The 26009-nt window shown below is 39.5% G+C and carries 25 protein-coding genes; 3 read left to right on the plus strand and 22 right to left on the minus strand.

The window, feature by feature from the left end:
• Positions 1–18 precede the first annotated feature (18 nt).
• The 5 genes from PGQ38_RS02950 to PGQ38_RS20955 form a co-directional block, all read right to left on the minus strand.
• Positions 19–453 carry a bacteriohemerythrin gene (locus PGQ38_RS02950; protein ID WP_270430779.1) on the minus strand — a complete coding sequence of 145 codons (435 nt, stop codon included), beginning with the start codon at positions 451–453 and terminating at the stop codon, positions 19–21.
• Positions 454–530: 77 nt separating this feature from the next.
• Complete coding sequence (gene rd / locus PGQ38_RS02955) at positions 531–695, minus strand: rubredoxin (RefSeq protein WP_005608410.1); 165 nt, start codon at positions 693–695, stop codon at positions 531–533.
• Positions 696–1200: 505 nt separating this feature from the next.
• Positions 1201–1659 (minus strand): hypothetical protein, encoded by a 459-nt coding sequence (locus PGQ38_RS02960; RefSeq protein ID WP_173771184.1) that lies wholly within the window; start codon positions 1657–1659, stop codon positions 1201–1203.
• A gap of 59 nt (positions 1660–1718) precedes the next feature.
• On the minus strand, positions 1719–2036 hold the full coding sequence (locus tag PGQ38_RS02965) for a helix-turn-helix domain-containing protein (RefSeq protein WP_173771185.1): 318 nt from the start codon (positions 2034–2036) through the stop codon (positions 1719–1721).
• Between the two features lie 610 nt (positions 2037–2646).
• Positions 2647–5268, minus strand: coding sequence for a hypothetical protein (locus tag PGQ38_RS20955; protein WP_270430781.1), 2622 nt, complete (start codon positions 5266–5268; stop codon positions 2647–2649).
• A 335-nt stretch (positions 5269–5603) separates the two neighbouring features.
• Between PGQ38_RS20955 and PGQ38_RS02975 the strand changes: the two genes are divergently transcribed.
• Complete coding sequence (locus tag PGQ38_RS02975) at positions 5604–5819, plus strand: helix-turn-helix domain-containing protein (RefSeq protein WP_173736649.1); 216 nt, start codon at positions 5604–5606, stop codon at positions 5817–5819.
• A 66-nt stretch (positions 5820–5885) separates the two neighbouring features.
• On the opposite strand, the gene PGQ38_RS02980 is transcribed toward PGQ38_RS02975, so the two are convergent.
• The 4 genes from PGQ38_RS02980 to PGQ38_RS02995 form a co-directional block, all read right to left on the minus strand.
• The gene (locus PGQ38_RS02980) at positions 5886–6500 is read right to left on the minus strand and encodes a hypothetical protein (RefSeq protein ID WP_270430783.1); all 615 of its coding nucleotides are present in this window, start codon (positions 6498–6500) and stop codon (positions 5886–5888) included.
• Between the two features lie 110 nt (positions 6501–6610).
• The gene (locus PGQ38_RS02985) at positions 6611–6784 is read right to left on the minus strand and encodes a cystinosin-like protein (RefSeq protein WP_173729020.1); all 174 of its coding nucleotides are present in this window, start codon (positions 6782–6784) and stop codon (positions 6611–6613) included.
• 15 nt (positions 6785–6799) lie between these two features.
• On the minus strand, positions 6800–8131 hold the full coding sequence (locus PGQ38_RS02990) for an MORN repeat-containing protein (protein WP_270430786.1): 1332 nt from the start codon (positions 8129–8131) through the stop codon (positions 6800–6802).
• A complete protein-coding gene (locus tag PGQ38_RS02995; protein ID WP_270430788.1) occupies positions 8125–9717 on the minus strand; it encodes a hypothetical protein in 1593 nt (530 codons plus the stop codon). The genes PGQ38_RS02990 and PGQ38_RS02995 overlap by 7 nt, the downstream gene beginning before the upstream one ends.
• Before the next feature lie 116 nt (positions 9718–9833).
• On the opposite strand from PGQ38_RS02995, the gene PGQ38_RS03000 reads away from it, so the two are divergent.
• Positions 9834–10139 (plus strand): helix-turn-helix domain-containing protein, encoded by a 306-nt coding sequence (locus PGQ38_RS03000; RefSeq protein WP_330674425.1) that lies wholly within the window; start codon positions 9834–9836, stop codon positions 10137–10139.
• 58 nt (positions 10140–10197) lie between these two features.
• On the opposite strand, the gene PGQ38_RS03005 is transcribed toward PGQ38_RS03000, so the two are convergent.
• From PGQ38_RS03005 to PGQ38_RS03055, 11 genes are all read right to left on the minus strand, one after another.
• A complete protein-coding gene (locus PGQ38_RS03005) occupies positions 10198–10479 on the minus strand; it encodes a hypothetical protein (protein WP_118581757.1) in 282 nt (93 codons plus the stop codon).
• A gap of 149 nt (positions 10480–10628) precedes the next feature.
• Positions 10629–10850: a DUF3791 domain-containing protein gene (locus PGQ38_RS03010; RefSeq protein WP_195699105.1), complete on the minus strand. Its 222-nt coding sequence runs from the start codon at positions 10848–10850 to the stop codon at positions 10629–10631.
• Between the two features lie 67 nt (positions 10851–10917).
• Entirely contained in the window at positions 10918–11202 is a 285-nt protein-coding gene (locus PGQ38_RS03015; RefSeq protein WP_118581763.1) for a DUF2442 domain-containing protein, read from the minus strand.
• Positions 11203–11221: 19 nt separating this feature from the next.
• Positions 11222–11482, minus strand: a complete 261-nt coding sequence (locus PGQ38_RS03020) for a DUF4160 domain-containing protein (protein WP_118581766.1) — start codon at positions 11480–11482, stop codon at positions 11222–11224.
• A 437-nt stretch (positions 11483–11919) separates the two neighbouring features.
• A complete protein-coding gene (locus PGQ38_RS03025; protein ID WP_270430790.1) occupies positions 11920–12453 on the minus strand; it encodes a methylated-DNA--[protein]-cysteine S-methyltransferase in 534 nt (177 codons plus the stop codon).
• 313 nt (positions 12454–12766) lie between these two features.
• Entirely contained in the window at positions 12767–14050 is a 1284-nt protein-coding gene (locus PGQ38_RS03030; RefSeq protein ID WP_173719175.1) for a phosphodiester glycosidase family protein, read from the minus strand.
• 203 nt (positions 14051–14253) lie between these two features.
• Positions 14254–15915 (minus strand): hypothetical protein, encoded by a 1662-nt coding sequence (locus PGQ38_RS03035; RefSeq protein WP_270430792.1) that lies wholly within the window; start codon positions 15913–15915, stop codon positions 14254–14256.
• A gap of 335 nt (positions 15916–16250) precedes the next feature.
• The gene (locus PGQ38_RS03040; protein ID WP_270430794.1) at positions 16251–17384 is read right to left on the minus strand and encodes an alginate O-acetyltransferase AlgX-related protein; all 1134 of its coding nucleotides are present in this window, start codon (positions 17382–17384) and stop codon (positions 16251–16253) included.
• Between the two features lie 10 nt (positions 17385–17394).
• Positions 17395–18810 (minus strand): MBOAT family O-acyltransferase, encoded by a 1416-nt coding sequence (locus PGQ38_RS03045; RefSeq protein WP_270430795.1) that lies wholly within the window; start codon positions 18808–18810, stop codon positions 17395–17397.
• Positions 18811–19063: 253 nt separating this feature from the next.
• Positions 19064–20668 carry a xylulokinase gene (locus tag PGQ38_RS03050; RefSeq protein WP_118581787.1) on the minus strand — a complete coding sequence of 535 codons (1605 nt, stop codon included), beginning with the start codon at positions 20666–20668 and terminating at the stop codon, positions 19064–19066.
• A 200-nt stretch (positions 20669–20868) separates the two neighbouring features.
• Entirely contained in the window at positions 20869–21888 is a 1020-nt protein-coding gene (locus PGQ38_RS03055) for a threonine aldolase family protein (protein WP_173716178.1), read from the minus strand.
• A 553-nt stretch (positions 21889–22441) separates the two neighbouring features.
• On the opposite strand from PGQ38_RS03055, the gene PGQ38_RS03060 reads away from it, so the two are divergent.
• Positions 22442–23578 carry a sodium ion-translocating decarboxylase subunit beta gene (locus PGQ38_RS03060; RefSeq protein WP_118581790.1) on the plus strand — a complete coding sequence of 379 codons (1137 nt, stop codon included), beginning with the start codon at positions 22442–22444 and terminating at the stop codon, positions 23576–23578.
• 327 nt (positions 23579–23905) lie between these two features.
• Here the strand turns inward: PGQ38_RS03060 and PGQ38_RS03065 are convergent, their stop codons facing one another.
• Together PGQ38_RS03065 and PGQ38_RS03070 are read right to left on the minus strand one after the other, a co-directional pair.
• Entirely contained in the window at positions 23906–25075 is a 1170-nt protein-coding gene (locus PGQ38_RS03065) for a PP-loop family protein (RefSeq protein ID WP_270430797.1), read from the minus strand.
• 393 nt (positions 25076–25468) lie between these two features.
• Positions 25469–25912: a DUF1700 domain-containing protein gene (locus tag PGQ38_RS03070; RefSeq protein WP_270430799.1), complete on the minus strand. Its 444-nt coding sequence runs from the start codon at positions 25910–25912 to the stop codon at positions 25469–25471.
• Positions 25913–26009 lie beyond the last annotated feature (97 nt).

The following is a 26009-nucleotide window of genomic DNA, read 5'->3' on the forward strand; positions in this document are numbered from 1 at the left end:
CACCTTCCCTGTTTTATTTTAGTATCGTTTTGGATTTTCTCTCATAAAGATAAATTCTGCTACAGAGCGGTCATATGTTTTAATGTGTCCAAACAGCCAGTCAATCACATTTTTCTGTACAAGTTCACTGACCCGCTCAGTTGGTCCTTCATAATCCTGCAGGTATTCACGCAGTTCCTGAATTGTCTTTTTAAACTCTTCATGTTTTTCATGATGGTTTTCACGCTCTGGATAACCGGATTTTTCCTGAAGCTTTTCCTCTTCTTTGAAATGAAAGTCAGTATATTCATCCAGATAATCCAGCATTTTGATTGCTTTTACTTTGCTGTCGCCATTTTGACAGGCAGTTACAAAGTTCTGGATACGGTCGATCAATTCTTTATGCTGGGTATCAATTGTTTCATTTCCTGTTACTAAATTGTCATCAAAGGTAATATTTAAATCGTAAGTCATAATCTGGTCTCCATTTCTTTTTATATGTTCTCTTGGGATTTTTTTGTGTCTGTCAGTTTCACACCTGCATTTTCTGCTTAGTCTTCTACAGGAACAAAAACATCTTTTCCTAATCCACATATCGGGCATACCCAGTCATCTGGAATATCCTCAAATGCAGTTCCTGGAGCGATACCTCCGTCTGGATCGCCTACTGCCGGATCATAAATATAACCACATGGTTCACATTCATATTTTTTCATAGTTATTTTCTCCTTTTCAATGTTGATTCATTTTGTTAATAGATTCCTACTGAATTTTTCAGTATTTTGTTGCTTTTTTATGTATGTCTGTATTATACATGATACTTTCTATTATGTCAATAATAGTAATTGTTATTATTTTTATTTTGTGTATTTTAAATTCAGTAATATCTGACTAAAATGTTACGAAAAAGACTGGTTCTACACTATTTCTGAAAATCTGACAGTGCATTGCTCTTTCTCATGTAGCATCATTCATTATCCTATATGAATTTGCCATATATATTCCTCCAAATTCCGATTGAACAAAAGATTAAAAGTCCATAGGTAGTAGCTACTCGGACGCTCACTTTGTTCAATTAGGTCAAAACGAAAATGGAGTAAACGAAGAAGCAGTTCACTGAAATGTCAAAACTGCTTTTTCGTTTACTCCATCATCGATTCTAACCTAAAAAATTTGTGGTAATATTATACCTTGCAGTCAAAGATATTGCCACTATCGTTTCTATTTCTCCAATTCGAACTCAAACCTTTGTACAACACAGTTGTCCTTTACCTCAGAGCAGATCTGATCTGCATTCTCATATAACATTGCCATTGTCTTTTTACACATCTTCGGAGAATCTGAAAGAATCCAGGAAATTCCATAAGATAATTCAATATACCCATAGGTATCATCATCTTTTTTCATGGTCACAATGTTCAATTCCAATAACTTAGCCAGTTCCATCGAAGCTCTCTGCAGTCTGATAAACAAAGCAATCTTCTCGGGATCAGGAACAATCTCTTTCATTTTTTCCTTCTCTTTAAAGCTTCTGATAATTTCTGCTAACTGAAAATCTCTCCGGTCATTTTCCAGCTGTAATTCTCCTTCAGAAAGATTCTCAGATTCTTCTGCTATCTGCTTATCCAGTTCTTCCATTTCCTTAGCTGCAACGTCATAATATTTACATTCTATCAGCATTCATCTTCTCCTTACAGACAAAAATGGAACAGTCAAACAAATACGTCCGAACTGTTCCCTCACTTCTTAAGTCCTCGGAGCATTGCCAATACAACAGCCTGCTCATCAGCACTCAGATCATTCCATATCTCCATCACTTCATTCTGTTTATCCGTCAGATGATTTTCTTTTTCATCCTGGAAAAACTGAGACAGTGTTACATCCAGTGCACTGCATATCTTTTCAAGCGTCTGTAATGATGGTGTACTCTCATTTGCAATAATCCTTCCAAGGGAAGACTGTGCAATTCCTGTCAGCTGTGCCAGTCTGTATTTACTCACATGACGTTTTTTGCATAAATCCTTTATATTCCCAGCAACATACTCTTCTATCTGCAAGTAAATACACCTCCGTTCATCATTACTGGTTTTATTTTACCTTCAATCTCAGCATTTTATTAGAGGTATATTACGCAAGCATTTAGTTGTGTTTTAAAAAGTATTTATACAAAAAAAGAAAATTTATTAAAGCGAAGATATGTTCCGGTTCTTATGTATCGTGTTTTACTGATACCAACTATAATAACAATTTCATTTTATCATGTATGGAATGGTTTGTCTAATATAATAAATTTTAATTCAACCAATAATTAACACATCCCTTTTTCTTTTTGTTTAGCAAATCAATAGCCGCAAATGCCGGTGGCATTTGCGACCATTCTAAACATCTTCTTTACTGAATATACGCCCTCTTCCAGTTATAAAAACTTGGAATACTGCCAGATATGCCTCAGCTCTCCACTGAGGATGTGGCTCCCCCCAGCCAGAAATGATATGCTCATTCCTGGTTTGCTGCCAGGCAGATGTATAAAATATCCTGGCAGCGCCCAATTCGTATATTTCTCTACATATTCATAATAAAAAATGTATTGCTTGAATAATTAAGAGAATGACTGCAACTCGGCTTCGATCAGAGTCCGTCACCTATATGTTGGTTTGATTTTATTTTTTAATAATCCATTGTCTCATTCTCGATTATCTCGTCTTCGTTTTTCGTTATGTCGTCCTCAGCTTGTTCTGTATCCTCTTCTGAATTTACTTCTAGATATGAATCCTGAATAAGCTCTGCCTGCTGGCAAGGATAATTAGAGAAGACATATACGGTACAATCCTCTCTTAAAAGTCTTGCCCTTCCAATCGCCTGTTCCAGTTCTGATTCTATGAAGAAAAGCTGCAAATTACGCATTTCCTCATCACCATATGTCATCATAGTGTAACTGAACCCTTTTCTTTCCACACGATATTTATGTAAGCTACCGCTTGTACTATACCCAAGCATTGCGCCTACGAGCTTATATAAAATTGGGGAATTATGCGGAGTACCGATTACTGCTATATCTAAACCTTTATATGTATTAAATCCCTCAGTTTTGCCAAAATGGATTTCTGAACTTGGAAATAACATTTTGAAGCTGATGATCGGAATATCCTTAATATACTCATCTTGTATCTGATTCACAATGTCCATCATACCATTTTTCTTAAAGAAAGCTCTACTAAGCGGATGCGCCGTGTACTGGAGCAATTTTCCTTTATATTCAGCCTTATGGGTTTCTCTGAAATAAACCTTTTTTCCAGAGAAATAATCCCTATATAAAGTCCTGTCCGCAGTTGCAGATAATATTGTCAATTTATTGCTGTCTTGAAAATCATTTTTCCTGATAAAAACAATTTCCTGTTTATCTTTACGCATAATAACATGGGTACTCTCAAACAGTTTGGGAACTGGTCCTGCAAATTCCTTACGGTGCCAATACAGAATATCTAATGCCTTCTCTGATAAAGGCGTAAAATCAACGCGTAAAGTTTCATTATCTTGCAGTTTTAAGATTTCCCTGAGCTGTTCCTGGTTATCGCCTACTATCAATGGACAATTCAGCATATTTTTCACCGTTGCCACTGGCAAACTGCCTGTCATGTGAAACAGAGTCATAAGCAAATCTTCATCAATGATGATTTCATACTCCTTCATTCGATACAGCTCTTTCATTAAAAAAAGCGCATGTGTAGTAATTATACACCGCGCTCCGCTATAACCTATTTCCTGTTTTTTGAGTACCCAATCAAGCTTCTTTAATTGTTCTGCTGAAAGTTCCTCCTGATGTTCATTTCGATACGCACTTACTATTCGCTTTGCCCGCTTTGCAAATCCCTGGGAAAATGCCCAATCGAGCTCCTCTTTCAAACCAGGGAACGGTAACTGCGTTGCTTTTGTATATATGCTCTCGGTGATTTCACATTTAACACCTTTAGCTTCTATCCTTTCAGCCAACTCATGTTGCAGTTGGATTGTCGGGGCTGCTATAAGAAATTTCTTATCAGCCCGGTTCTTTACAATTTCTGAGTACTGCTCTGTTTTACCAAGAGCAGTCTGTGCGTTTATAACATGAATATCTGAATCCCTAGCATCTACTGCTTTCTCCAGAAATTCTCGGAGATCACCTTCACACTGCTCGATTTCGTAAAAATCTTCAGTGCTTTCCAGTTTCCTGATCTTCCGACTAGCTTTTGTATAGAGAGAACTGGCTTTGCACCTATCATAATATGGACATGGTTTTTTTGAGTTTATACATTGTTCTGGTCTATATCCATTGCAACTCATTTTTTTTAGATCATATTTCCATTTTGGTGTGAGTTTATCCATTTTTTTCATATTATCCTCGAACAATTGTCTTCCGCCTTTTATATTTATTAAACTAGTGGCGAGAAGAAATTCCAAATCATGGTGCAAGTCTTTTCCATTAATAAAATCTCGTAATAAAGCACACAATTTGCATAATGACTCTGAATCAAACGAGGTTAGCATAGGACGTGCTTCCTTTATTTCTCGTCCCTTCACAGAATCTGCGTTGCCGTTCTGTTCTTTCTGATATGGCAACATAACTATACCATTGTCTGTAATTTTATCTTCAATTCCATCGGAATTAAATTCAGCGTCATTGAAGATACATATTTCCCCATCAGAAACTTTGATTCCTGATTTTTTACCAAAATTCTTTATATCAGTACTGTAATTTCTCCCCTTGGTCACCCGATAGTACGTTTCCGCTTCTCGCGCAAGTTCTACAACATTGATTCTTGCATCCAGATTTTTTTCTATTACTCCCTTTCCCCCGAGAAACATCCTTCCCAAATTAACACAGGATGAATCTGATTCTGGAAAAACAGCAGCCAGTATATAATTAGCCGCTTTCGCAAGCTCCGAATTGCTAATCCAACGATCCATTAGAAAAACTGCTCGGAAACGATTGCATTCTTCACTCCAGCTGAGAGTTTTATATGTAAATAAAAATGGAACTCTGTATTCTTCACAGCGTTTTTTAAATACTTCCATCTCAATCGTACCATCAAAATCCAATACTAAAAATCTCTGTTGCACAAAGCGCTCATCCCTGGTTGCACCATTCACAATAGCTCTGGTAAAGGTACAGCCTTTTTTCCCAACACGTTTTACAATTTCACTTAAATCTAAATCTACTATATTATTACTTACAACATTACTCATCATTCCCATGTGTTTCTTTGCTTCTTCTTTACTTGTATAATAGTTTTTATCAATATTAATAATCATAATAGTTTCTCCTTTTCCTCAGATGATTTTTCTTAATTCAACCACATCTGGTAAACTTTGGAACCCTCTGAAGCTTTTGTTAAGCATGGTGTAAAATTTATTATTGATATATATTTTTAATAAAAACTATACACCAATACTTAAAAATGCTTCTAAAAAACTCCCAACACCTCCTGTTCTCGTTCAAATAAGTATTTTGAAGTTGAAAAAAGTTATATACATCTGAGCTTCTTTATTTTTTCTTTTATAGGATTGTTCTGCTTGTATTTTTTTCTTACAAAACTAACCTTACTCACATATAAATAAAAACCAGTATCAGACAGGAGGAAACTATTATGTCAACTACATCTAATCCAGTACCTGTAGGGAAAGAAAATTCTATTTTGACTGTTTTAAGTGTCTCAGAAGTTGCTGAGTATCTTGGAGTAGGAAAGAACAGAGTTTATGAATTACTTAATACTGGAAAGCTGAATGGATTCCGCATGGGATCTACCTGGAAGATTAGCCGAATGGCTTTGGAGAATTATATCTTGAATGCTTCGAAGCTTTAAATTCAGACAAAAAAGAAAACAGGGCATGTCACAGATATGTGACATGCCCTTTAACACCTCTATTCCTTAATAACAGAAATCCATCCAGTCTTCATAATCTTGATATCTGCAATCTCTTAATGATCTCTCAAATTTGTCATAATTATTATATCCAATATACTTACCATTCTTGCGAGGAATATACGCATATCCCCCCTGGTTAAATTCACTTAGAGATTCGTACTTATAAGTATATCTATAGACAAGTTTAAGTTTTGTTCCTTTCATTTGGTAAACGTCATATCCTGTAGACTGTCTGCTTTGTGTCCATTGTAATACAAGATATTTCTTACCCTTTTGCTGGCGAACAGATGATATTCCTATATAACCCTTTTTAGATGTCATTCTTACAACTTTGCCTTTTTTATAGGTATACACAACAACTCCATATTTATTTCCATTCGGATACTGGACAACAAGTTCTGGGACACCATCCTTATTGATATCAACTAATGTATCGGTAGTTTCTCCCTGGCTTGTATAACGACTGGAATTCCAAATATGTTTTTTCAAAAATTTTCTATATGTTCTAGTAACTGTTTTCATTGAAGGCTTTTTAGCTGCAGACACTGGAACTGTTACCAACAAACAACACATCATTGCCATTACAATAATTAAAGCTCTTCTTACACTTTTCTTCATGTTAAAGTCCTCCTTGTTTTATTTTTTAATTTTCACTTTTTTATCGGTGGAATAAGCAACTTTATAGCCAAAAATTTCACTTTTCCAATATAGAACTAGTCTTTATACATTCAATGGAAAATACACTTTATAAGCGCCCACGGAATAAGAATCCAGCCTAAGAAAAATCCAAACGCAAATCTAGTTAAAAAAATAGAACCCCAACTTCCAATCATAACTTTGTTTGCATAAATAGTTTTACCAGTTGCCCAATAACCTAAGATAACGTAAAGAATAATTAACATATTTTCTACCTCCTTTTAACTTGCGTAATCACCATTTTTCCACTTGCCATCATATATGATTTTCCCATTCTCATCATACATAACACCTTTACCATCATATTTACCTTTTCGGAAGTGTCCCTCATATTTAATCTGGTCACTGTTTGAATAGTATTCAACTCCATCTCCATTCATTTTTCCATCCTTCATATCCCCCTCATATAATAAATATTTATTACTGTAAATATAGCAATCATCTCCTTGAAGCTCTCCATTTTTATTTGTTCCTATGTTAAGCTCTATGCCCGAATTAACAAGGTACAAATCTGCTAGTTCTGACGTTCCTCCCGGTAGAAAATTCAAATACGCATCCAAGTCCGGATATTTTATTGACATTCCAAAGCCGTTTTGGTTTCCTTTTGAAAAATTACCAATATATGAAATAGATTCCACATAATCATTTACATCATTTGTTGGAAGCATTCCCATCTCTATTACGTTATTGACGCTATATATCAAATTAACATCATAATCTTGCAGCTTAATTCCTGTCCCATCAAATCTTCCATCCTTAAAATTGCCGCAATAAATTGGTCTGTAACAGCCTTCATCCTCAAATAAAAGACTTAATACTCCAAATCCAGAAGGTCTGTTATCCTCCATGTCTCCTACATATACATAATTTGAACGTTCAGACGTAAGTGAATAATAATCAGCAGAAAACACTTTACTATTTAATTTTACAGATACTGGATCATTATTTGCTTCTAGTTCATCCTTCTTACTCCAGAATTCTTCTGCAACCTCTACTAAATTTTCAATTTTACTAAAATCATACTCCTTTAAATACCAAAACAAATAATCTGTTGACCATATCGTCGAATCATATCCATTTTCATTTGTATCATCATATTCATCCGTGTCACCGTATTCCTCCGTATCATCATATTCATCCGCGTTGTCGTATTCATCCACATCATATTCTTCTACATCATTAGACATACTTTCTTTAACAACATTTTTCCCAGCAATATCCGCAGCTTTTTTTACACTATTATTACTAGATGATGTTTCAATAACTGAACTTCTTCCATCTGCTACCGCACTTTCTGTCTTCGGCCTGTTTTTTTCTGGTACTACAGAAGTCTCCGTGTCTTCTGCTGCATTCCCTTTATCCTGAGAAGATTTATCATTACAACTACTAACTGCCATTACAATAATTATCAACACAATTATTGTAGATATTGGTCTAAATCTAAAACAGTTTTTTATTTCCTGCACAAAAACTCCTAAATTTACTTCTCCGCGATAAACTACAAGTCCAATTATCACTAGTATCAGCCAAATCCAAAATATTGTCTTTAGCATTGTGATTCCTCCTTTTTGTCTGCCGTTAAATTATCTACATTATTCTCTACCACTTCCAATAATTGCTTATGTACAATCTTTCCATCTACAGTAAGTAAATTCCATATATTTTGCTGGTTTCTTATTTCCTTTTTCTGAAGATAATGCACAATACATCCAGCCGCAATTCCAAGCAATCCTATCGGCGAAAACATAAGAATTAATATTCCTAAACCTACAAGTCCCCATATAATTCCGTATTTTTGAAAAATAGATTTCTTTTTCCACTTTTCATATTTCTGAAATATAGAAATATTTTCAGCATTCATCCCTTTAATCGCATCTATGTACCTGTTTTTATCAGCAGATTTTCCTATTAAGCCTATAATTTTAATTGCTTGATTTTTAGATTCTTCACTGTGAATGTCTACATTTTGAAACAGGACAGAAAATTTCTCTGAATCTTCTATTTCCCAAATCTGTTGTATTCTATTATCCATTTTCAAAAGAAACATTTGAGCAATATGAGAATCAAACGACTGAGATATAATCCACTCTCTCGCACTATTACATTGCCCTTCATTCATACTATTAATTTCCCGGTATTTTTTATTTAAAATATTGTAATCATCTTCAGCTTTTTTTCGAGCTTCTCTAGTTGGATATTCAATTCCTTGAAATGACCTTGCTTGCAAATCAAATTCGGCTATTAACTTATTGATTTTCCCAACAACTACATTTCCTTGTATATCCGTTATATTTTGCACATTATCCAATATTTGTTTAATTTTTAGTGTTTGTGCCTCTGTATCGTGTGGAAGTTTTTCATATAAGCTTTTTAATGCAGACTCTATCACATTTTTAGGTACACTCGCTCCTATAAATGTAAATAATTGTAATAGCTTATCCATCTGATCTGGAAACTCATTCATTGTATACGCTGGAAAATTTTTAAGCACTGGACACGAATTCAATATTCTTAAGACATAACCAGCTTTATTTTCCAGATTGGGATTAACACGAATATATGTAAACATTTCAACTGCTTCATCTTGATCTTTATCCGTAATTATTTCTATAGGCACATGCTTTTGCATAAATAGCTCTTCTACGTGCGATCTGAGACTTACTATGTCATTAATTACTCCCAATACATATACATACTTCATATCTTCAAATTCTCGCTGTGCATATTCTGCAAACCTGTGCATTTGTTCCTCATAAGGCAAGCCATCTTCTTTCATTTTTCTTTTGGCTTCATTTTCTCTTTGCCTTATTTCTTGATTCCAATGCTTATATTTTTTCCGAAGAGGCTCCTCGCCTGGAGTAAGAAATATCTCCTTAGCCTCAATCCCCTTCAATACATTCTTTTCTATGTACTGAATTGTCACATCATACATTGTTACATATATTTCAGTAATATCCTCATTAGTCGTATATAGTAAACCATTCAAATCACCTGCATTATCAAACAACTGACCAACTTGCATTTTTATCAGCTCATATAAATCGTCCATAAAAAAATGCAACTTAATATCACGTAATTTTCCCTCACTGTATATTAGCTTTTTCCCAAATAGTTCTATCTCATATGCACTTCCTGCCATGCCCTTTCTCCTCCAGTAGTACTTTTATTAGTTAAAATTATACGACACTACATATTAATTTGCAACGCATTATCGTCTAAAATTAACGATATCTTATATAGAAAGTTGGTGATACCGTGATTCCTGTACTGGATCGTATTACACACTACCGTGATCAAAAGGGTTGGTCTGAATACCAGCTTGCTACCGAGTCTGGTTTGACACAATCTACAATTTCATCCTGGTATCGAAAAAAGCTATTACCTTCTATTCCCTCACTTGAAAAAATATGTAATGCCTTCGGTATTACACTTTCTCAGTTCTTCGCAGAGAGTGAAATGCCTTATACTCTTACTAAAACCCAGGCACAATTATTAGAGGCTTCAACAGCCCTCTCAGAAGAACAACAGCTTGCATTAATCGAATTTATAAAGACTCTTTAAAAGGCTATGCGTATTCCCCACGCATAGCCTTCTCTTTAATACCTTGTATCATTTGAACCTATTCCCTTTTGCATTCCATAAAAAGCTGAAAGGCACACTTGAATCCTTGTGTAAACCCAATTTCTTCTCCTATCTCAGCAATCGCAAATGCCAGATCAACGCCTTCTCGTCCAGTTTTATCTTCAACCTGGATAGAAGCCTTGTTATTTTCCAGAAGTTTTCTGACTTCTGACAGTAATTTTTCATCCTGCCAGCCGCTCCGTCCCAGTTCTTCCAGTTCCATGTCATACAATTTTTTTATCATACTGTCCATAATGTTCTGAACCTGCTCTGGTTCCAATTCTCCCTTCTATGAGCATATCTAAATATTTACACCTTGCTACAGATTTGAAGATATAAAAAAAGAGACCAGAATTCAAATTTCCAGTCTCTAATCAATCTTCTATATAAAATTACAATCCTTCATCACCTTTTGGAATATCAGCTAAATTATGCCTTTCCCAAACCATTGCCTGTAATACTGCTGATATAATCGTCAATGTCCTGTACAATGCAATGATCTCCCATTGTATGCAGCGATTCAAAATACTTTGTAATATCCCCATAGATACCGTATTTTTCAAAAGTTTTTGTCACATCAGCTCCAGAAAGTCCTTTAAAATGGCGGTATCGTTCCATGCAGTAAATTAAGAAATTTGATTCCTTACTCATCTCTCACGTCCCTTCTCTACGTGTCACGTAATCGTCATTCAATACTTTACTTCTGACTGACAGCATTTCACGCTATCATACCATTGATTTCCTCGAGTTCATATAACGTAAATGGATCAATATCTACGCAATCAGCTTCGTCCCATTTGCCAGAAATATCCCAGGCAAGCGTTCCATTCATTACCGTACAAGCATTTTTGAAGTTCTCAATATCCCTCATTGGTGCCATAATCTCAGCCTTTAAATCGTTTGTAGCATCATAATCAACTATTTTTCCATCATCAAAAAAGACCTGTACATGAAAATTATCCAAAGGAATCACCTGTACAACTGTAGGAAAATACTCATTCATAAACGTTCACCTCCACATATTATATAAGCGGATTAATTCTGTTCAACGGCTTCATGTCCTTTGACAGCTCCCAGTTCTGCATCAATTCGTCCTGGTGAATTGTACACCACGCCAGTATCAATCGTAATTGCTTATTTGGTAATGATCCCTTTATTACCTGTATATTGTTGATATCAACTAATGCTTTATGTCCATTGTACTCTGCATGGAAATGCGGTGGCATATGGTCATTATAATACATCGTTACCCGAATCCCATAAAATAATGATATCTCTGGCATATACAACATCTCCTTTTCAATGCTTTTTTATAGTGTACCATTTTTTTATAATAAGCGCCATAAAATAGGATAAGAATTTGCCTTTTCATTCTGTTTCCGTACCCAAAATATACCCAAGATTTCTTCCTCACCTATAAACTTTCGTAAACTTCAACACCCGATTTTCCGCGTATTTACGCCATTTCACGTCGTATCAAACTATGCCTTTTATAACCCCTTATTTAATTATTTATACTCCCCTCGAAACACCCGGTAGCTCCCCTACCGGGTGTTTCTCTTTGGATTTATAAGGGTTTGCGGGGTTTTGGGGTTCACAATTCTCGTAATATTTCTGTAACATTTAATAGATATGTCCAAAATATGTCCAAGATTCTATTTTCCGTCCAATCTTGGCTCTCCAAAATAACCCAAAATGAGGACAGTTTTATCACTGCCTCCTACAATGCTGTCCCTTTCTTTGGAACAAATAAATAACTCATATCCGCGTGTTCCAGTTCAAGCAGCGAAAGCTTTCTATCAATTCCTCCGGCATACCCTGTCAGACTTCCATTTGTGCCTATCACACGATGGCAGGGAATGATAATAGAAATTTCATTGTGTCCAACCGCACCTCCAACTGCCTGGGCAGACATGCGGGATACATTTTTCAGCTCTGCCATTTTGCGGGCAATTTCTCCGTATGTGATCGTCTGTCCATAGGGAATCTGCAATAAAATCTTCCACACTGCCTGTCTGAATGTTGAGCCGTCCGGATGAAGTGGCGGAGTAAATTTCGGTTCTTCACCGGAGAAATAAACATCCAGCCATTTTTTCGCTTCCGTGAGAATCTCTGTTTCCTGTGGAATATGCTTGTCTGGAAGTGTATTCGCAAAATATTTCTGTCCTTCAAACCATAGACCAGTAATTCCCACTTCATCTGCCGCCAGTAAAATATGCCCTAACGGCGATTTATATTTGTATGTGTATATCATATTTATACCTCAAAAATGCATGAGGTAGTGTCAACTCCATACCTCCAAAATCGGCTCACCCCCAGTAAAATCAACGATTCTGGGCTATATAGCCTTTACCTCCCCTTTCTTTGGTTTAGGTGACCTTAATTTTACGTTGGAAAACCAGTCAAGGCCGGGCTGAAAGCCCGTAAAATTCAGCCTTGACGGGGTTTCCGTAAGTAAAATATACTTGGTCAGCACCAAGGAAAAAAGAGATAATTTTTTCTTAATTCGTTTTACACTACCGTCGTTCAAACAACATGCTCCTTAAATGCTTTTCATTGTCAACACATCAATTTGTAAAATACAGAAAATCCCCACATGGTCTCTCATAATTATTAATCAGCTTATTCATGACCTGACCATTGTAATACAATGTGGCGGAGCCGCCGCCATCCAGGTTGTAGGCGTACTGACAACCATAGCTATTGAAGATATTAACAAGATCCCAGTGGTTCAGACCGGCGTAACTGCCAGTGTCGGTGACAAGAAGCACATAAATGCCAGGTTTCACCATTCCCACAGCAGTTCTCGGATAATATTTGGCTGTTTCTGACCAGGCAGGCTGGGCCTGTCCATCTTTGATCAGAATCGGACCAAAATTATAGGTATCTTTCACGCCCTCTTCCAGAAGAGCTTCGCCTTTTAATCCCTGCTCTGGTGTATAAATAGTGCCATCATATTTTACAGCCATTACGCTGTAACTGGTCTCATAATTTCCATAAATCACACCATTCTTGATACACATTCCAAGAGGTGACGGCCGCCCTGTCTGGTAACTAAACGCACTTCCATTTACTCCGATAATACCCCCATTACCAGAAACCGCACCGGAGGTAGTCTGTCTGGCACCACCATAGGTTCCATAAGATAAAGCGGATTTCAGCTGTCCGGAATTTTTGATTTTTATCAGCGCTACCCAGTAAGGAACATTATGTGTGGATTTTCTGCGCAGATCAATATTAAGAGAGCTGCTTTTATATGTATAGCGGTTATCATTCACCTTCACATCCGGTCTGGTCTGTCCGGTTCTTCTCCCGCTATCATTTACATAATATTTTCCCACCCACACATTTGTATACAAAGCACCTGTTTTCTTATCAAAATAATAACGATATTCACCAATTTTCTGCCATCCTGTTGCCATTCTGGAATTAGGAAGGAAATAATATCGCTTTCCTCCGTAGCTCAGCCAGCGGTTGGCAATTGCCACACCTGACTTATTGAAATAATAAGAGTATTTCGTTCCTGTAGCCCATCGGTTGCGGAACATAATGCCATTCTTCCGGTTGTAATAATACCGTTTCCCGCCTGATTTCAGCCAGCCTGTATAGCGTTTTCCATTCTTTGTGCTGTAATAACGCTGACCTTTGTAGGTAATTTTTCCCCAAAGCAGTTTTCCCTTGGAATTATAAAAATAATAGTCTTTTCCCCGCTTCACCCAGCCATGCTTTTTCGAAGTGATACTCACAGTCGTATTGGAAGCCTTCACATAAGAAGCGGCCCACACCGGAGAGGAACACATGGTAAATATCAAAAACAGAAAACAGATAATCCCAAAGCTTCTTTTTTTCAATTCCTTCTCCCCCCTCATTTCAATAAAAAATCGTAACAGTTCAGTACTTTCACAGTTACACGCTCCGTGATGTACAGAACTCACTAAGCATTTGCTTTCTGGTTATAAAAAATTCGGGGCAGACAAATTACTTCGTCTGCCCCGCTGTATTTGCCTTGCTGCAGGTAATTATTATGCGGCTGCCTGCTCGCATAAATTACTGATTAAGCTGCCGGTGTCTCACTGTCATCCAGTGTATCTCCAGCCATATCTGTCTGCTCTTCGGACTCAGCAACACCATCTGTCTCCGTACTCTCAATATCGCTGTCGCCTGTAGCAGCGATCACATCGTCCAGCCATCCCTCAGGCATGCCTGCGCTGGTCAGATTCTCTGTGATTGCATCCATATTCATGGAAGCTGTATAAGCTTCAACTTCATCATCATTACTGAAATCATAAACATCTGTCAGGGAAGCAACATCAACTGCGGCAAGTGCCTCTCCGCCATTGCCGCCTGTCAGAGAAACTGAACCAAGAGTCGCACCACCTGCTGCAATAGCAAGATTCCAGTCAATGCTGTCCTCATCTGCACCATCGGCTGTAAAGATCAGCTGCATTCCACCAAATGGATCATAGGAATTTCCATCTTCATCTTCCACAGGCGCTCCGGAAATTGTGTAAGTTCCCTTCCAGATTCCGTCCTGTACTGCCTTGGTATCATAATCTGTAACATCAATCACAGCTGCATCCGCTTCACCGGAAGAAATCGTGTAAGTTCCGCTTAACAGGTCACCTTTCAGCTCACCGCTTCCTTCAATTGCAACCTTGTCATCTCCGGAACCCAGCTGCATGGAAAATCCTCTCTTATCTCCATCCGCTGTACACAGATATCCGAAAAGCTCTTCCTCCTGCTCATCATCATTCAGAAGGAACTGGCGTCCAACAACCTCTCCGTCACTGTCAACCCATGCCCTTAAAATAAATCCGGACTCGTCAGTCTCATCAGCTTCTGTATCCAGATCTTTCTCCATATCCTCGATTGCTTCCAGGAAAGTCTCATAAGTATAATCTGGATCATTCATGGCTTCTGTCCAGGTCTCAATAAGCCCCTTCAGTTCTTCATCAGACTTGGCTGTATCCAGAATCTGCTGGAACATTGGAAGTGCCTCTGCCTGTGTAACATGTCCTTCCAGAACGCTAAGCTCCTGACTTACATCTCCTGCAACAGCTTCCTGTGCTCCAGGATTCTCAGCATCTGCAACATTATCAAAAATAATATCTGTGTATCTTGTAAGAATAGATGTCACTAAGTCTGCTTCCGGAAGGTTCTCCAGAGTGGAAAAATAGCTGTTCATGCTATCTGCCAGATCAAGACTCGTGGTAAAGGAAGAATCCAGTTCCTGATCTGCCTCTTCCACTGCTTCCTGAGTCATCTGCTCCATATTCATTTTAATATAGCCATCACTCAGCTCCGGAATTCTCATATAAATTTCAGAATTCTCTGTATCAAAATAATATTCTATTGTACAGATCTTGGTTCCATTTACATTCACATCCATAAACTCAGTCATGGACTTATCAGACATGCTTACATTTCCACTGATGGAAGCATCCGCCAGCCAGGAGATATCCACAGGAGAAAGCATTCCCAGAATTGCTTTTCCACCATCTTCCAGACTTACCTTTATTTCCGCATTTCCCTTAACTTCTTCTGTATCCATTTCAGAAAGGCTCTTTGCGTAATCAGCACCAAATTCCTCGATCATTTTGGCAAAGGCTGCTTTCTCTGTTTCCTTGTAAGAATCTGCTGCCCATGTGGTAGCCGGTACTGCACTGATTCCCATAAGGGATGCTAACAAAATTGCGGTAATTTTCTTTCTCTTCATAAGATCCTCCTTTGGTATAAATCCTTACGGATTCTGCAATCTTTCCGTTGCTGTTTGCTGGTAATTCCCAACTGCTCTCATTACCAGTTAAGCAGCCAGTTTCTGTCAACGATCCGTCACGGACTATACAAAGTTCCATAACAGACATATCTGACAAAACAAGTTAATATCAGAATAGCATTTGCCGAACTTATTGTCAATAACCCATAAATATTCTGACGATTCCCGTGACAAAAAAGTGGTTACTGTTCCATCTGTGACCAATAAAACAAAAATTTTTCCCACAAACAAATCCTATAAATCCGGACAGGCTCTGATATATCATATTGTACCATTTACTCTCCACTGTCCTGTATAATATAACTATCCAGTTTTTCCATATACCTCTGGTCACGCTCAACAGTAATCACAATCACGTCATCCGGTTCATATTTATCCAAAAGCTCCTGGTCAAAGTCATCAATTCTCACAAATATGGTTTTCTGATAGCGATAGGGCATGTATTTTTCAAGGCGGAGTCGAAAAGAATCCCCGATCACCATTAAAGTTTTCTCATTCTCCGAATTGGATTTAAACACTTTCAGGATCTCCTCGCCGCCTTCACTCTCCTCTTTTTTCACCTTGTAACGGATACCATCGTGAAAATAATTCAACCCATACTCCCTGTCATCATTCAGCTCTTTATACCGCCCGATCATCCTGGACAGATCCCCCCTGCAAGGTTTAGTTCCGATCAGAACCTGAATATCTTCGATTGGCAGACTTTCACCTGTCATATCCTGTACAATTTTCTCGTTGGTAATATAGCCGCCTAAATTGTTCATATGAGTATCATATTTTCGGAACAGCTGGTATTTTTCAGTAAACTCCCTCAGATAATCTGCCAGAAAATCAAATTCCACGTCGGAATTTTCTTTCATATATTTTGCAAAAGTCTCCATTCTGGAATCCCCGATTCCAATCATCTTTGGCTTCTCCGGCATATACTTCGAATAAAGTGTCTCTTTGTTGGGAGCCACATAGTAATGGAACTGTTCCACGCCCCTGTTCAGGAACCAGTCCCGTACTTTTGCAATTCCGGATGCAATTTCCGCACTTTGTTCCAGTGTATACACATTGGTTTTCTGGTAATCTGCCATGGCATTTTCTCCCTCCCTTTCCGGCAGGTAAAACAGCCAGTTATCTTCTCCGATCACCACATCCCCGATCTTTGTATTGCGGAAAAATTCCGTATCAATAAAGTTGCAGAACTTCACCAGGTCATTTTTGAAGGGCACATGATCCTTATAATACGCCTCAAACTGCTCCGGGAAGTCTCCCAGAGATTCCAGATTCACCTCCGGAAATTCAGCCAGTTTTCTGTTTTCATTGTTTTCCGTATCAAATCTGCCGGAAAATCCAGCCCACACCACTCCTGGCAGAACCAGACTTCCTGCAAATAATACGATCAGAATTTTCTGTTTTCTCATATGCTTCCTGTTAAAATCTGAAATAAATAAACGGGTTATAGCTGTTATTTACAAGTGCCGCCACACTCAGCCAGAAAATCACCATACAGGCGATCATTCTCGGAACTGTCACCATTCCATTGGCAGGGATTTTTCCAGCGGAATGTACCCGGACCTTCTCATATATCTTCTGCAAAACTCCTGCAAATAAAACACCCATAACGATCAGAAAGATCATTTTGCTGTCAAGATATGCAGAAAGAAGAATGGTTCCTCCATGTGCCACAAACATATTTCTCACATAAGTGAAAAACAGGGAAATATTTTCTGCACGGAACAGAATCCATCCAAAAAACACCGCGGTCACTGTGTAGCCCCAGCCCACGATTCTAGGCAGTTTTTCCAGTTTTTTCCCAAGCCACACACGTTCCAGTATAAGAAAAAAGCCATGATAAAGCCCCCAGAGGATAAACGCCATTCCAGCCCCATGCCACATTCCGGTAAGGAAAAATACGATAAGCAGGTTTCGATAGGTGCATGCCGCGCCTTTGCGATTTCCTCCCAAAGGAATATAGACATAATCGCGAAACCAGGAAGACAGGGAAATATGCCATCTGTGCCAGAATTCCTGCACAGAACCAGCTGTATAAGGATAATTGAAATTCTCCTGGAATTCAAATCCGAACATTTTTCCAAGACCAATGGCCATATCGGAATATCCGGAAAAATCGTAATAAATCTGCATCATGTAAAGAATTGCGCCCAGCCACAGAGCCTTCCTGGATACCGCGTATGGACCATATTTAAAAATTTCATCCACCACACGGGCAAAGGAATTGGCAAGAAGAACCTTTTTCCCAAGTCCCCAGCAAAAACGCATTATCCCGGCTGCAAATTTTCGGATAGTCTCTTTTCTTCCTGTAATCTGAGCTGCAATGTCGCGATATTTTACAATAGGTCCTGCGATCAGCTGTGGGAAAAAGGAAATATACAAAAGCATATGCCAGAAATTGTGCTGTGCCGGCACCTCTCCCCTGTACACATCGATCACATAGGACAACGCCTGGAAAGTATAAAAAGAAATTCCAATTGGAAGCGCCACCTGAAAAAGAGTGGTTCCTGTTCCATCTGCTGAAAAAAGTCCGGTTATGGCTTCTGTCAGAGTGCCAAAATACTTGAAATATCCCAGCAACCCCAGATTAATAATCAAAGTTGCCACAAGAATCTTTTTTTTCCTGGTCTGATATTTTTCAATCAGAATTCCGCCGGTAAAATTCACCGCCACGGAAAACAGCATAAGGAAAACATAAAGCGGCTCTCCCCATGCATAAAAAAGCAGACTGAAAAATACCAGGATTCCATTTCGGATTTTTCCGGGACTTATATAATATGCTGCCAGTACTAAGGGCAGAAAGATCCATAGAAAGAGCATCGAGCTGAAAACCATGTGTATCTCCTTTATTTTTCAAACAGGCTCTGGAGCATGTTTGTCTGTCAATGCTCAGTATTATAACATAAAAGACCCTCCCCATACCAGTATCCTGAAAAAATTCACATTCTGGTATGAGAAAGGTCTCCGTTTTTTAACTGAGAGAAAAATCCATCCGTTCTCACTTATTTCGTATTATAACTGCACAGAACTTTTTTCGCGTGCAGATTACGGGAATGATCTGAGGCATACCCTCCTCATTCCAAGCCACTTACCAGATTTTGGAGTCCACAGCTGCGCGCTCGATCGGCAGGCCTTTCATATATCTTTCCATGAACATATTAAAGCCTTCTACACCCTCCGGATCTGGATTCAGGGTGCTTCCCTGATTTCCTGCAAATACCTTGGTATCCAGGAAGTCTTCCAGGGTCTCATTCTCCTCTTTATTTACAAGATAGGAAGCGAGCACTGCAATTCCCCATGCACCGCCTTCACCGGCAGTCTCCATAACAGAAACCGGGGCATTTACAGCATCTGCAAGGATCTGCTGTCCAACACCTTTTGTCTTAAACAGTCCGCCATGACCAAGAAGACGGTCAACCTTTACCCCCTCTTTCTTAAACAGGATGTCAAGACCAACTCTCATAGCGCCAAGGCAGGTATAAAGATTGGTTCTCATAAAGTTGGCAAGGTTGAATTTGCTCTCTGGAGAGCGTACAAACAGTGGTCTTCCTTCTGTAAATCCAGTCATATGCTCACCGGAGAAATAGCAGTAGGATAAAAGTCCGCCGCAGTCCACATCCCCTTCCAGAGCCTTGTTGTATAAGGTTCCGAAAAGCTTGTTCATATCAGCTTCCATACCCATTGCTTCTGCAAACTCACGGAAAATATTTACCCATGCATTCAGATCAGAAGTACAGTTATTAGAGTGTGCCATTGCAACCGGATGTCCGGATGGAGTCGCAACCATATCAATTTCAGAATATGGTGCAGATAACTCCTTCTCCAAAACAATAGAGGCAAATACAGAAGTACCTGCGGAAACATTTCCGGTACGCTTTGCAACGCTGTTGGTAGCTACCATTCCAGTGCCAGCGTCACCTTCCGGCGGACACATAGGAATTCCGGCTTTCAGCCTGCCTGTTACATCAAGAAGCTTTGCTCCCTCTTCTGTCAGGCAGCCAGCATCCTGTCCCGCAACAAGACATTTCGGCAGAATGCCGCGAAGCTTCCATGGGAACCCATAAGAAGCAACCTGCTCATCAAACTGCTGAACCATTTTTTCATTGTAATCCCTGGTAGTGCTGTCCACTGGGAACATTCCTGCAACATCGCCAATTCCAAGAACTCTTTTTCCAGTCAGTTTCCAATGTACATATGCCTCCAGAGTGGCAATGTAATCAATATCTTTTACGTGAGGCTCGCCTTTTAAAATTGCCTGATACAGATGTGCGATACTCCATCTCTGAGGAATATTATACTGAAAAAGTTCGGACAGTTTTCTGCTTGCTTCTCCCGTAATATTGTTTCTCCAGGTTCTGAACGGAACCAGAAGATTTCCTTCTTTGTCAAATGGCATGTAGCCGTGCATCATGGCACTGATTCCAATAGCACCAACGCTTGTCAGCTCCACACCATATTTCTCCTCTACATCCTTTGCCATCTGCTGATAACAGTCCTGCAAACCGGACCAGATATCTTCCAGACTGTATGTCCATACACCATTCTCATAGCGGTTCTCCCACTCGTGTCCGCCGGATGCGATTGGTGCATTATTTCCATCTACCAGAACTGCCTTGATTCTTGTGGAACCGAACTCAATTCCAAGTGCTGTCCTGTTATCCAGGATTGCCTGCTTTGCTTCTGCTGCTCCCATGTGTAAAATCCTCCCGTTGTTGTTATATAATACACAGCTTTTCTACTGCATATTGTGCTATTTCTCCAAATTTCAAACTATTTAGAGCCTGTTTTTATTATAATATGCTTCCAGAAAGGCGTCAATATCTCTCCCAAAAGCTTTTTGTAAAATATGCGCAGCTGTTTGTGCCAGGCATTTTTTCGGGGACAATTGCCACCCTACAGAATATCAATCAGTGCATCAATATCTTCCATCTTCGTCGCCCAGCTTGTTGCAAAGCGGATCACAGTATGATTCTCGTCATATTTTTCCCAGAAGCTGAACTTCACTTTTTCGCCCAATTCCTCCATTTTCTTATTTTCCAGGATAACAAAAATCTGATTGGTTGGGGAATTAATGAAAAATTCATAGCCCTTCTCTTTTAATGCAGCTTTCAGTTTTGCAGCGGTTTCAATAGCATTTTTACTGATTTCCAGGTACAGATTTCCTGTAAAAAGAGTATCAAACTGAATTCCAAGCAGTCTGCCTTTCGCAAGAAGCGCTCCCTGCTGTTTGATCATAGTAAAGAAATGTTTCGGTGCTTTCTTCGGAAAAACGACTGCTTCACCGCACAGGGCACCAACCTTGGTTCCTCCGATATAAAATACGTCTGTATAATTTGCAATATCTTTCAAAGTCACATCTGTCTCTGCCACCAGTCCATAGCCCAGTCTGGCTCCGTCCAGGAATAGCGGGATCTCATATTCCCTGCATACACTGGAAATATCTGCCAGTTCCTGCTTTGTGTAAAGAGTTCCGTATTCTGTCGGATGTGAAATATAAACCATGCCTGGAAAAACCATGTGATCATAGCTTCCGTCTGCGTAGTAGGTCTGGAGATAATCTTTCAGATCTGCGGCAGAAATTTTACCATTGTCCTGGGGAAGTGGAAGAACTTTATGTCCGGTAAATTCTATTGCTCCGGCTTCGTGCGCATTTACATGACCGGTAACTGCGGAAAGCACTCCTTCATACCGGTTCAACACGGACGCGATCACCACTGCATTTGTCTGGGTACCCCCTACCAGGAAATAGACCTCCCCATCTGGACAGCCACATGCCTCTTTTATTTTTTCTTTCGCTTTGTCACAGAAAGGATCCTGTCCATATCCCGGAACCTTTTCCATATTGGTTTCCATTAATCTTTTTAAGATTGCCTCATGAGCACCTTCGCAATAATCATTTTCAAAATACAACATGATGTAACTCCTTTGTTTCATATTTTTCACTTGTACCATACAGGTATATTTTACTTTGATTTCGTTTTTTAATCATATACCTGCCCTGAATTTTTTACAAGAAAAATGTTTCCGGATAACAGTTCCGTAACCAAATGGCCAATAAATTCTTTCTTTTATATAATTCAGGGTTGACATTCCCACCTTTGCCGAATTATAATTACCACAACAAAATACATTTGCAGTCACGCTTCAATAAAAGGGAGTAGCTGGCATATCAAATGCACTGTTTCTGGTTTAGTGCATTTTTGTATATGGATTTTCATGCGTCAGAACGGTAGACAGTTCCATGAATCTGTCGCCCGCAGAAAATTGAAATGGCAAGACTTTTATTACAATAGTCGCATATCTTCAGATATGCAGTATTGTAATAAAAGTCTTTTTTATACCCCAAAAACAGGTTATAAAATGCCTTTCCTACAAGGCTTTCATTTTTATAACAATATTAACATTATGCAAGTATTTTTATCTATTTAAGCACTTACATTCAAACACCCAAAAGGAGGAAAAAGAAATGGAATTTTTAACAGACGGAATCCTTGCATTAACCTGGCAGCAAATTGTGATGTTTGCCGTCGGAATCACCCTGATCTGGCTGGCTATCAAAAAGGGATTTGAACCAGCCCTGCTTCTGCCAATGGGCTTTGGTGCCATACTTGTGAACCTGCCTTTTTCCGGAGTTTTAAACCAGACTCTGGCTGGCGGGATCCAGGCAAACGGAGTCATTGAATGGCTGTTCCATGTGGGAATTGAAGCCTCAGAAGTCATGCCGATTTTACTTTTCATCGGAATTGGCGCTATGATCGACTTCGGTCCCCTGCTTTCCAATCCCTCTTTGTTCCTGTTTGGCGCAGGTGCACAGCTTGGAATTTTTGCTGCAATTTTACTGTCCACCATCCTTGGATTTGACCTAAAAGACGCTGCTTCTATCGGAATCATCGGTGCTGCCGACGGACCTACTTCCATTCTGGTATCCCAGGTCCTGAATTCCAAATATATCGGCGCCATTGCAGTTGCCGCCTATTCCTACATGGCACTTGTCCCAATTGTACAGCCCTTTGCCATCCGGCTTGTCACTACAAAGAAGGAACGCTGCATTCACATGGAATATAATCCGAAATCCGTTTCCAAAACCATGAAGATTGCTTTTCCCATTATAGTTACTGTAATCGTTGGGCTGGTAGCACCTCAATCTGTTGCGCTGGTTGGATTTCTCATGTTCGGCAACCTGATCCGGGAATGCGGCGTCCTGGGCACCCTGTCCGACACAGCCCAGAATATTCTGGCAAATCTGATCACCCTGCTTCTTGGAATCACCATTTCCTTCAGCATGCGTGCAGAACAGTTTGTAACAAAAGAGACCTTACTGATCCTGGTGATCGGACTTTTTGCTTTTGTCATGGACACCATCGGCGGCGTTCTCCTGGCAAAATTTATGAATCTTTTCCTGAAAAAGAAGATCAATCCTATGATCGGAGGCGCCGGAATTTCTGCATTTCCAATGTCCTCCCGTGTAGTTCAGAAAATGGCCATGGAAGAAGATCCCACAAATGTAATTCTCATGCAAGCCGCCGGTGCCAACGTGTCCGGACAGATTGCTTCTGTAATCGCAGGAGGCATGGTTATCAACCTGGTGACAAAATTTTTATAAAGATTTTATAATGAGGAGGGTCTTATCTATGAATACATCAAATATCATTATTGCACTTGAAATCATGGCAAAAGGTATGGCAGGAATCTTTACTGCCATTCTGATCATCATTCTTTGTGTATGGCTTCTCGGAAAAATCGGAAAATAAATACTCCAATATATCTATAGCGCTTCTCTTTTCATCCCCGACAAAAAACGAGCCAAGGTCACATGCAGCATTGACCTTGGCTCAATATTTTTACTAATACATCGTTTCGTAAATAACTATACCAATCGCGTAGGATGTAGATCCGAGTGTGCAGGTCTAAAATCCACATTTTCTCTCTGTTACTCTGCTGCATCAGCAGCATTCTCAGAGGCAGAACCGGGCTCCCCATCATAATTTTCCAGGAAAGAATGTCTCACACCATATTGTTTATATCCCACAACTGTATCAATATTTACATTCTCTACGCTCTTGAAAATGTTGCCCTCTACAAACGGATTCACCTTTTTCAGGTCACGGATCAGTTCCTTGATTTCTACACGTTTGGAGCGATTTTCGTTATTGCAGGTAGTGCAGGTATCTGTAAATTTACATGCACACTGAATAAAATGGAGATCATTGTAGTCACGCCATGCCTTAATATCATCCTCCCGCACCAGATACAATGGACGGATCAGTTCCATTCCCTCAAAGTTGGTGCTGTGAAGCTTGGGCATCATAGTCTGTACCTGGGCACCGTAAAGCATGCCCATAAGAATGGTCTCAATCACATCATCATAGTGGTGACCAAGTGCAATCTTGTTGCAACCCATTTCTTTTGCAAAAGCATAGAGATGCCCGCGGCGCATTCTTGCGCAAAGATAACAAGGAGATTTCTCCACATTAAATACAGACTCAAAAATATCAGACTCAAAAATACGAATAGGAATATTTAACCTTCTGGCGTTTTCCTCGATTACCTGACGGTTGGCCGGACTGTAGCCCGGATCCATAACCAGAAATTTCACCTCGAAATCAAATTTATTATGAAGCTTCAGTTCCTGGAAGCACTTTGCCATCAGCATAGAGTCCTTGCCGCCGGAAATACAGACTGCAATCCTATCTCCCGGCTTCACAAGCTCGTAAGTATTGATTGCCTTGGTAAACCTGGACCAGATTTTTTTCTTAAATTTCTTGCGAAGACTGATCTCCACATTTTTCGCAAAATCTTCGTCCTGGGAACTCTTCATGGCATCCATAAGCCAGGCAATGTACCCTTTCTCAAGGCTTACTGCATCCAGCCCCTCTTCCTCGAGCTTCTTAGCGATTTCTTTACTATTGATTCCGCGGCTGCAGCAAATAACCAGTTTTCTGGTCTTATCCACTTCCGGATTCTCCATGATTTCCTCTGGCTTACAGGCCAAAGCCCCCTTAACAGCGCCATGGGAAATCTCAATCTCGTCGCGGACATCAATGATCTGATAGGACTCCGCTGGTAACTTTTTTAATTCTTCTATTGTTATACTGCTCATTTAAATCCTTCCCTGAATATATTCTATAATGTCCATACTTTATATCACGATCTCAACAAAACTGTAACTCGTTCCTGCTCAGAAGAAACCTTGCTGAATATGATTGTTACTGTTCACTGGTCACGTTCCGCGAGGCGTTTTTTGTGAACAAAGTTCACAGAAAACCCGAGAATTGCGGCGCGAAATCATGCGAATGCATGATTTCTGTGCATCGCGAAGCGCGTTACTGTGAACGGAGTGAACAGTAACATATGATTCTCTAAAGCATGTCCGACATTTTTTTGTTACAAAACGGACATGTCGTCTATCGGCGACATCTCTATATATGAAAATCAGCTGCTGTGCGCCTGCGACACTCCCGCATCTGCCGTTCGTGACGTTCATAGTATCATGTTAATTCCGATTCTTAATCAGTGACACAATAAACAAAATCAACGCCAGTACCGCAAAAAACGGAATCACTGCCACCAGAATATGAAACAGCAAAAAGACGACTATCAGCAGGATCACCACGCCCAGAAGTTTGCTGTACCAGGTATCAAACCGCCATACATGTACATGATTCCGGCTGGAGCTCTGGGTATTCTGTGCGTCATCCGAATAGGTGCTGTACTCCTCATAATCCAGCTGCCCGTTATCCACATCTATATCCAGCAAAGTCCTGGCGATCAGCCTTGGATCTCCAAGTTCATCAAGAACCTGCTGCTCATCACGTCCACTACGTACCTGTGACTGAATATAATCTTCATAGTAACGCACATGCGCCGCCACCTTACCCTCATGCATCTGTCCGGACAGCTGACTTCTCAATGTATCCAGAAATTCTGTTCTATTCATTCAATTATTCAACCTTTCTTATATAAAACCACGAATCATTATCCTGTTTCAAACAGGCTCTGTGCATTTTCTATTCTAACAATACTTGCCCTCATAC

It is taken from the genome of Blautia faecis, assembly GCF_027662325.1.
GTDB lineage: Bacteria > Bacillota > Clostridia > Lachnospirales > Lachnospiraceae > Blautia_A > Blautia_A faecis.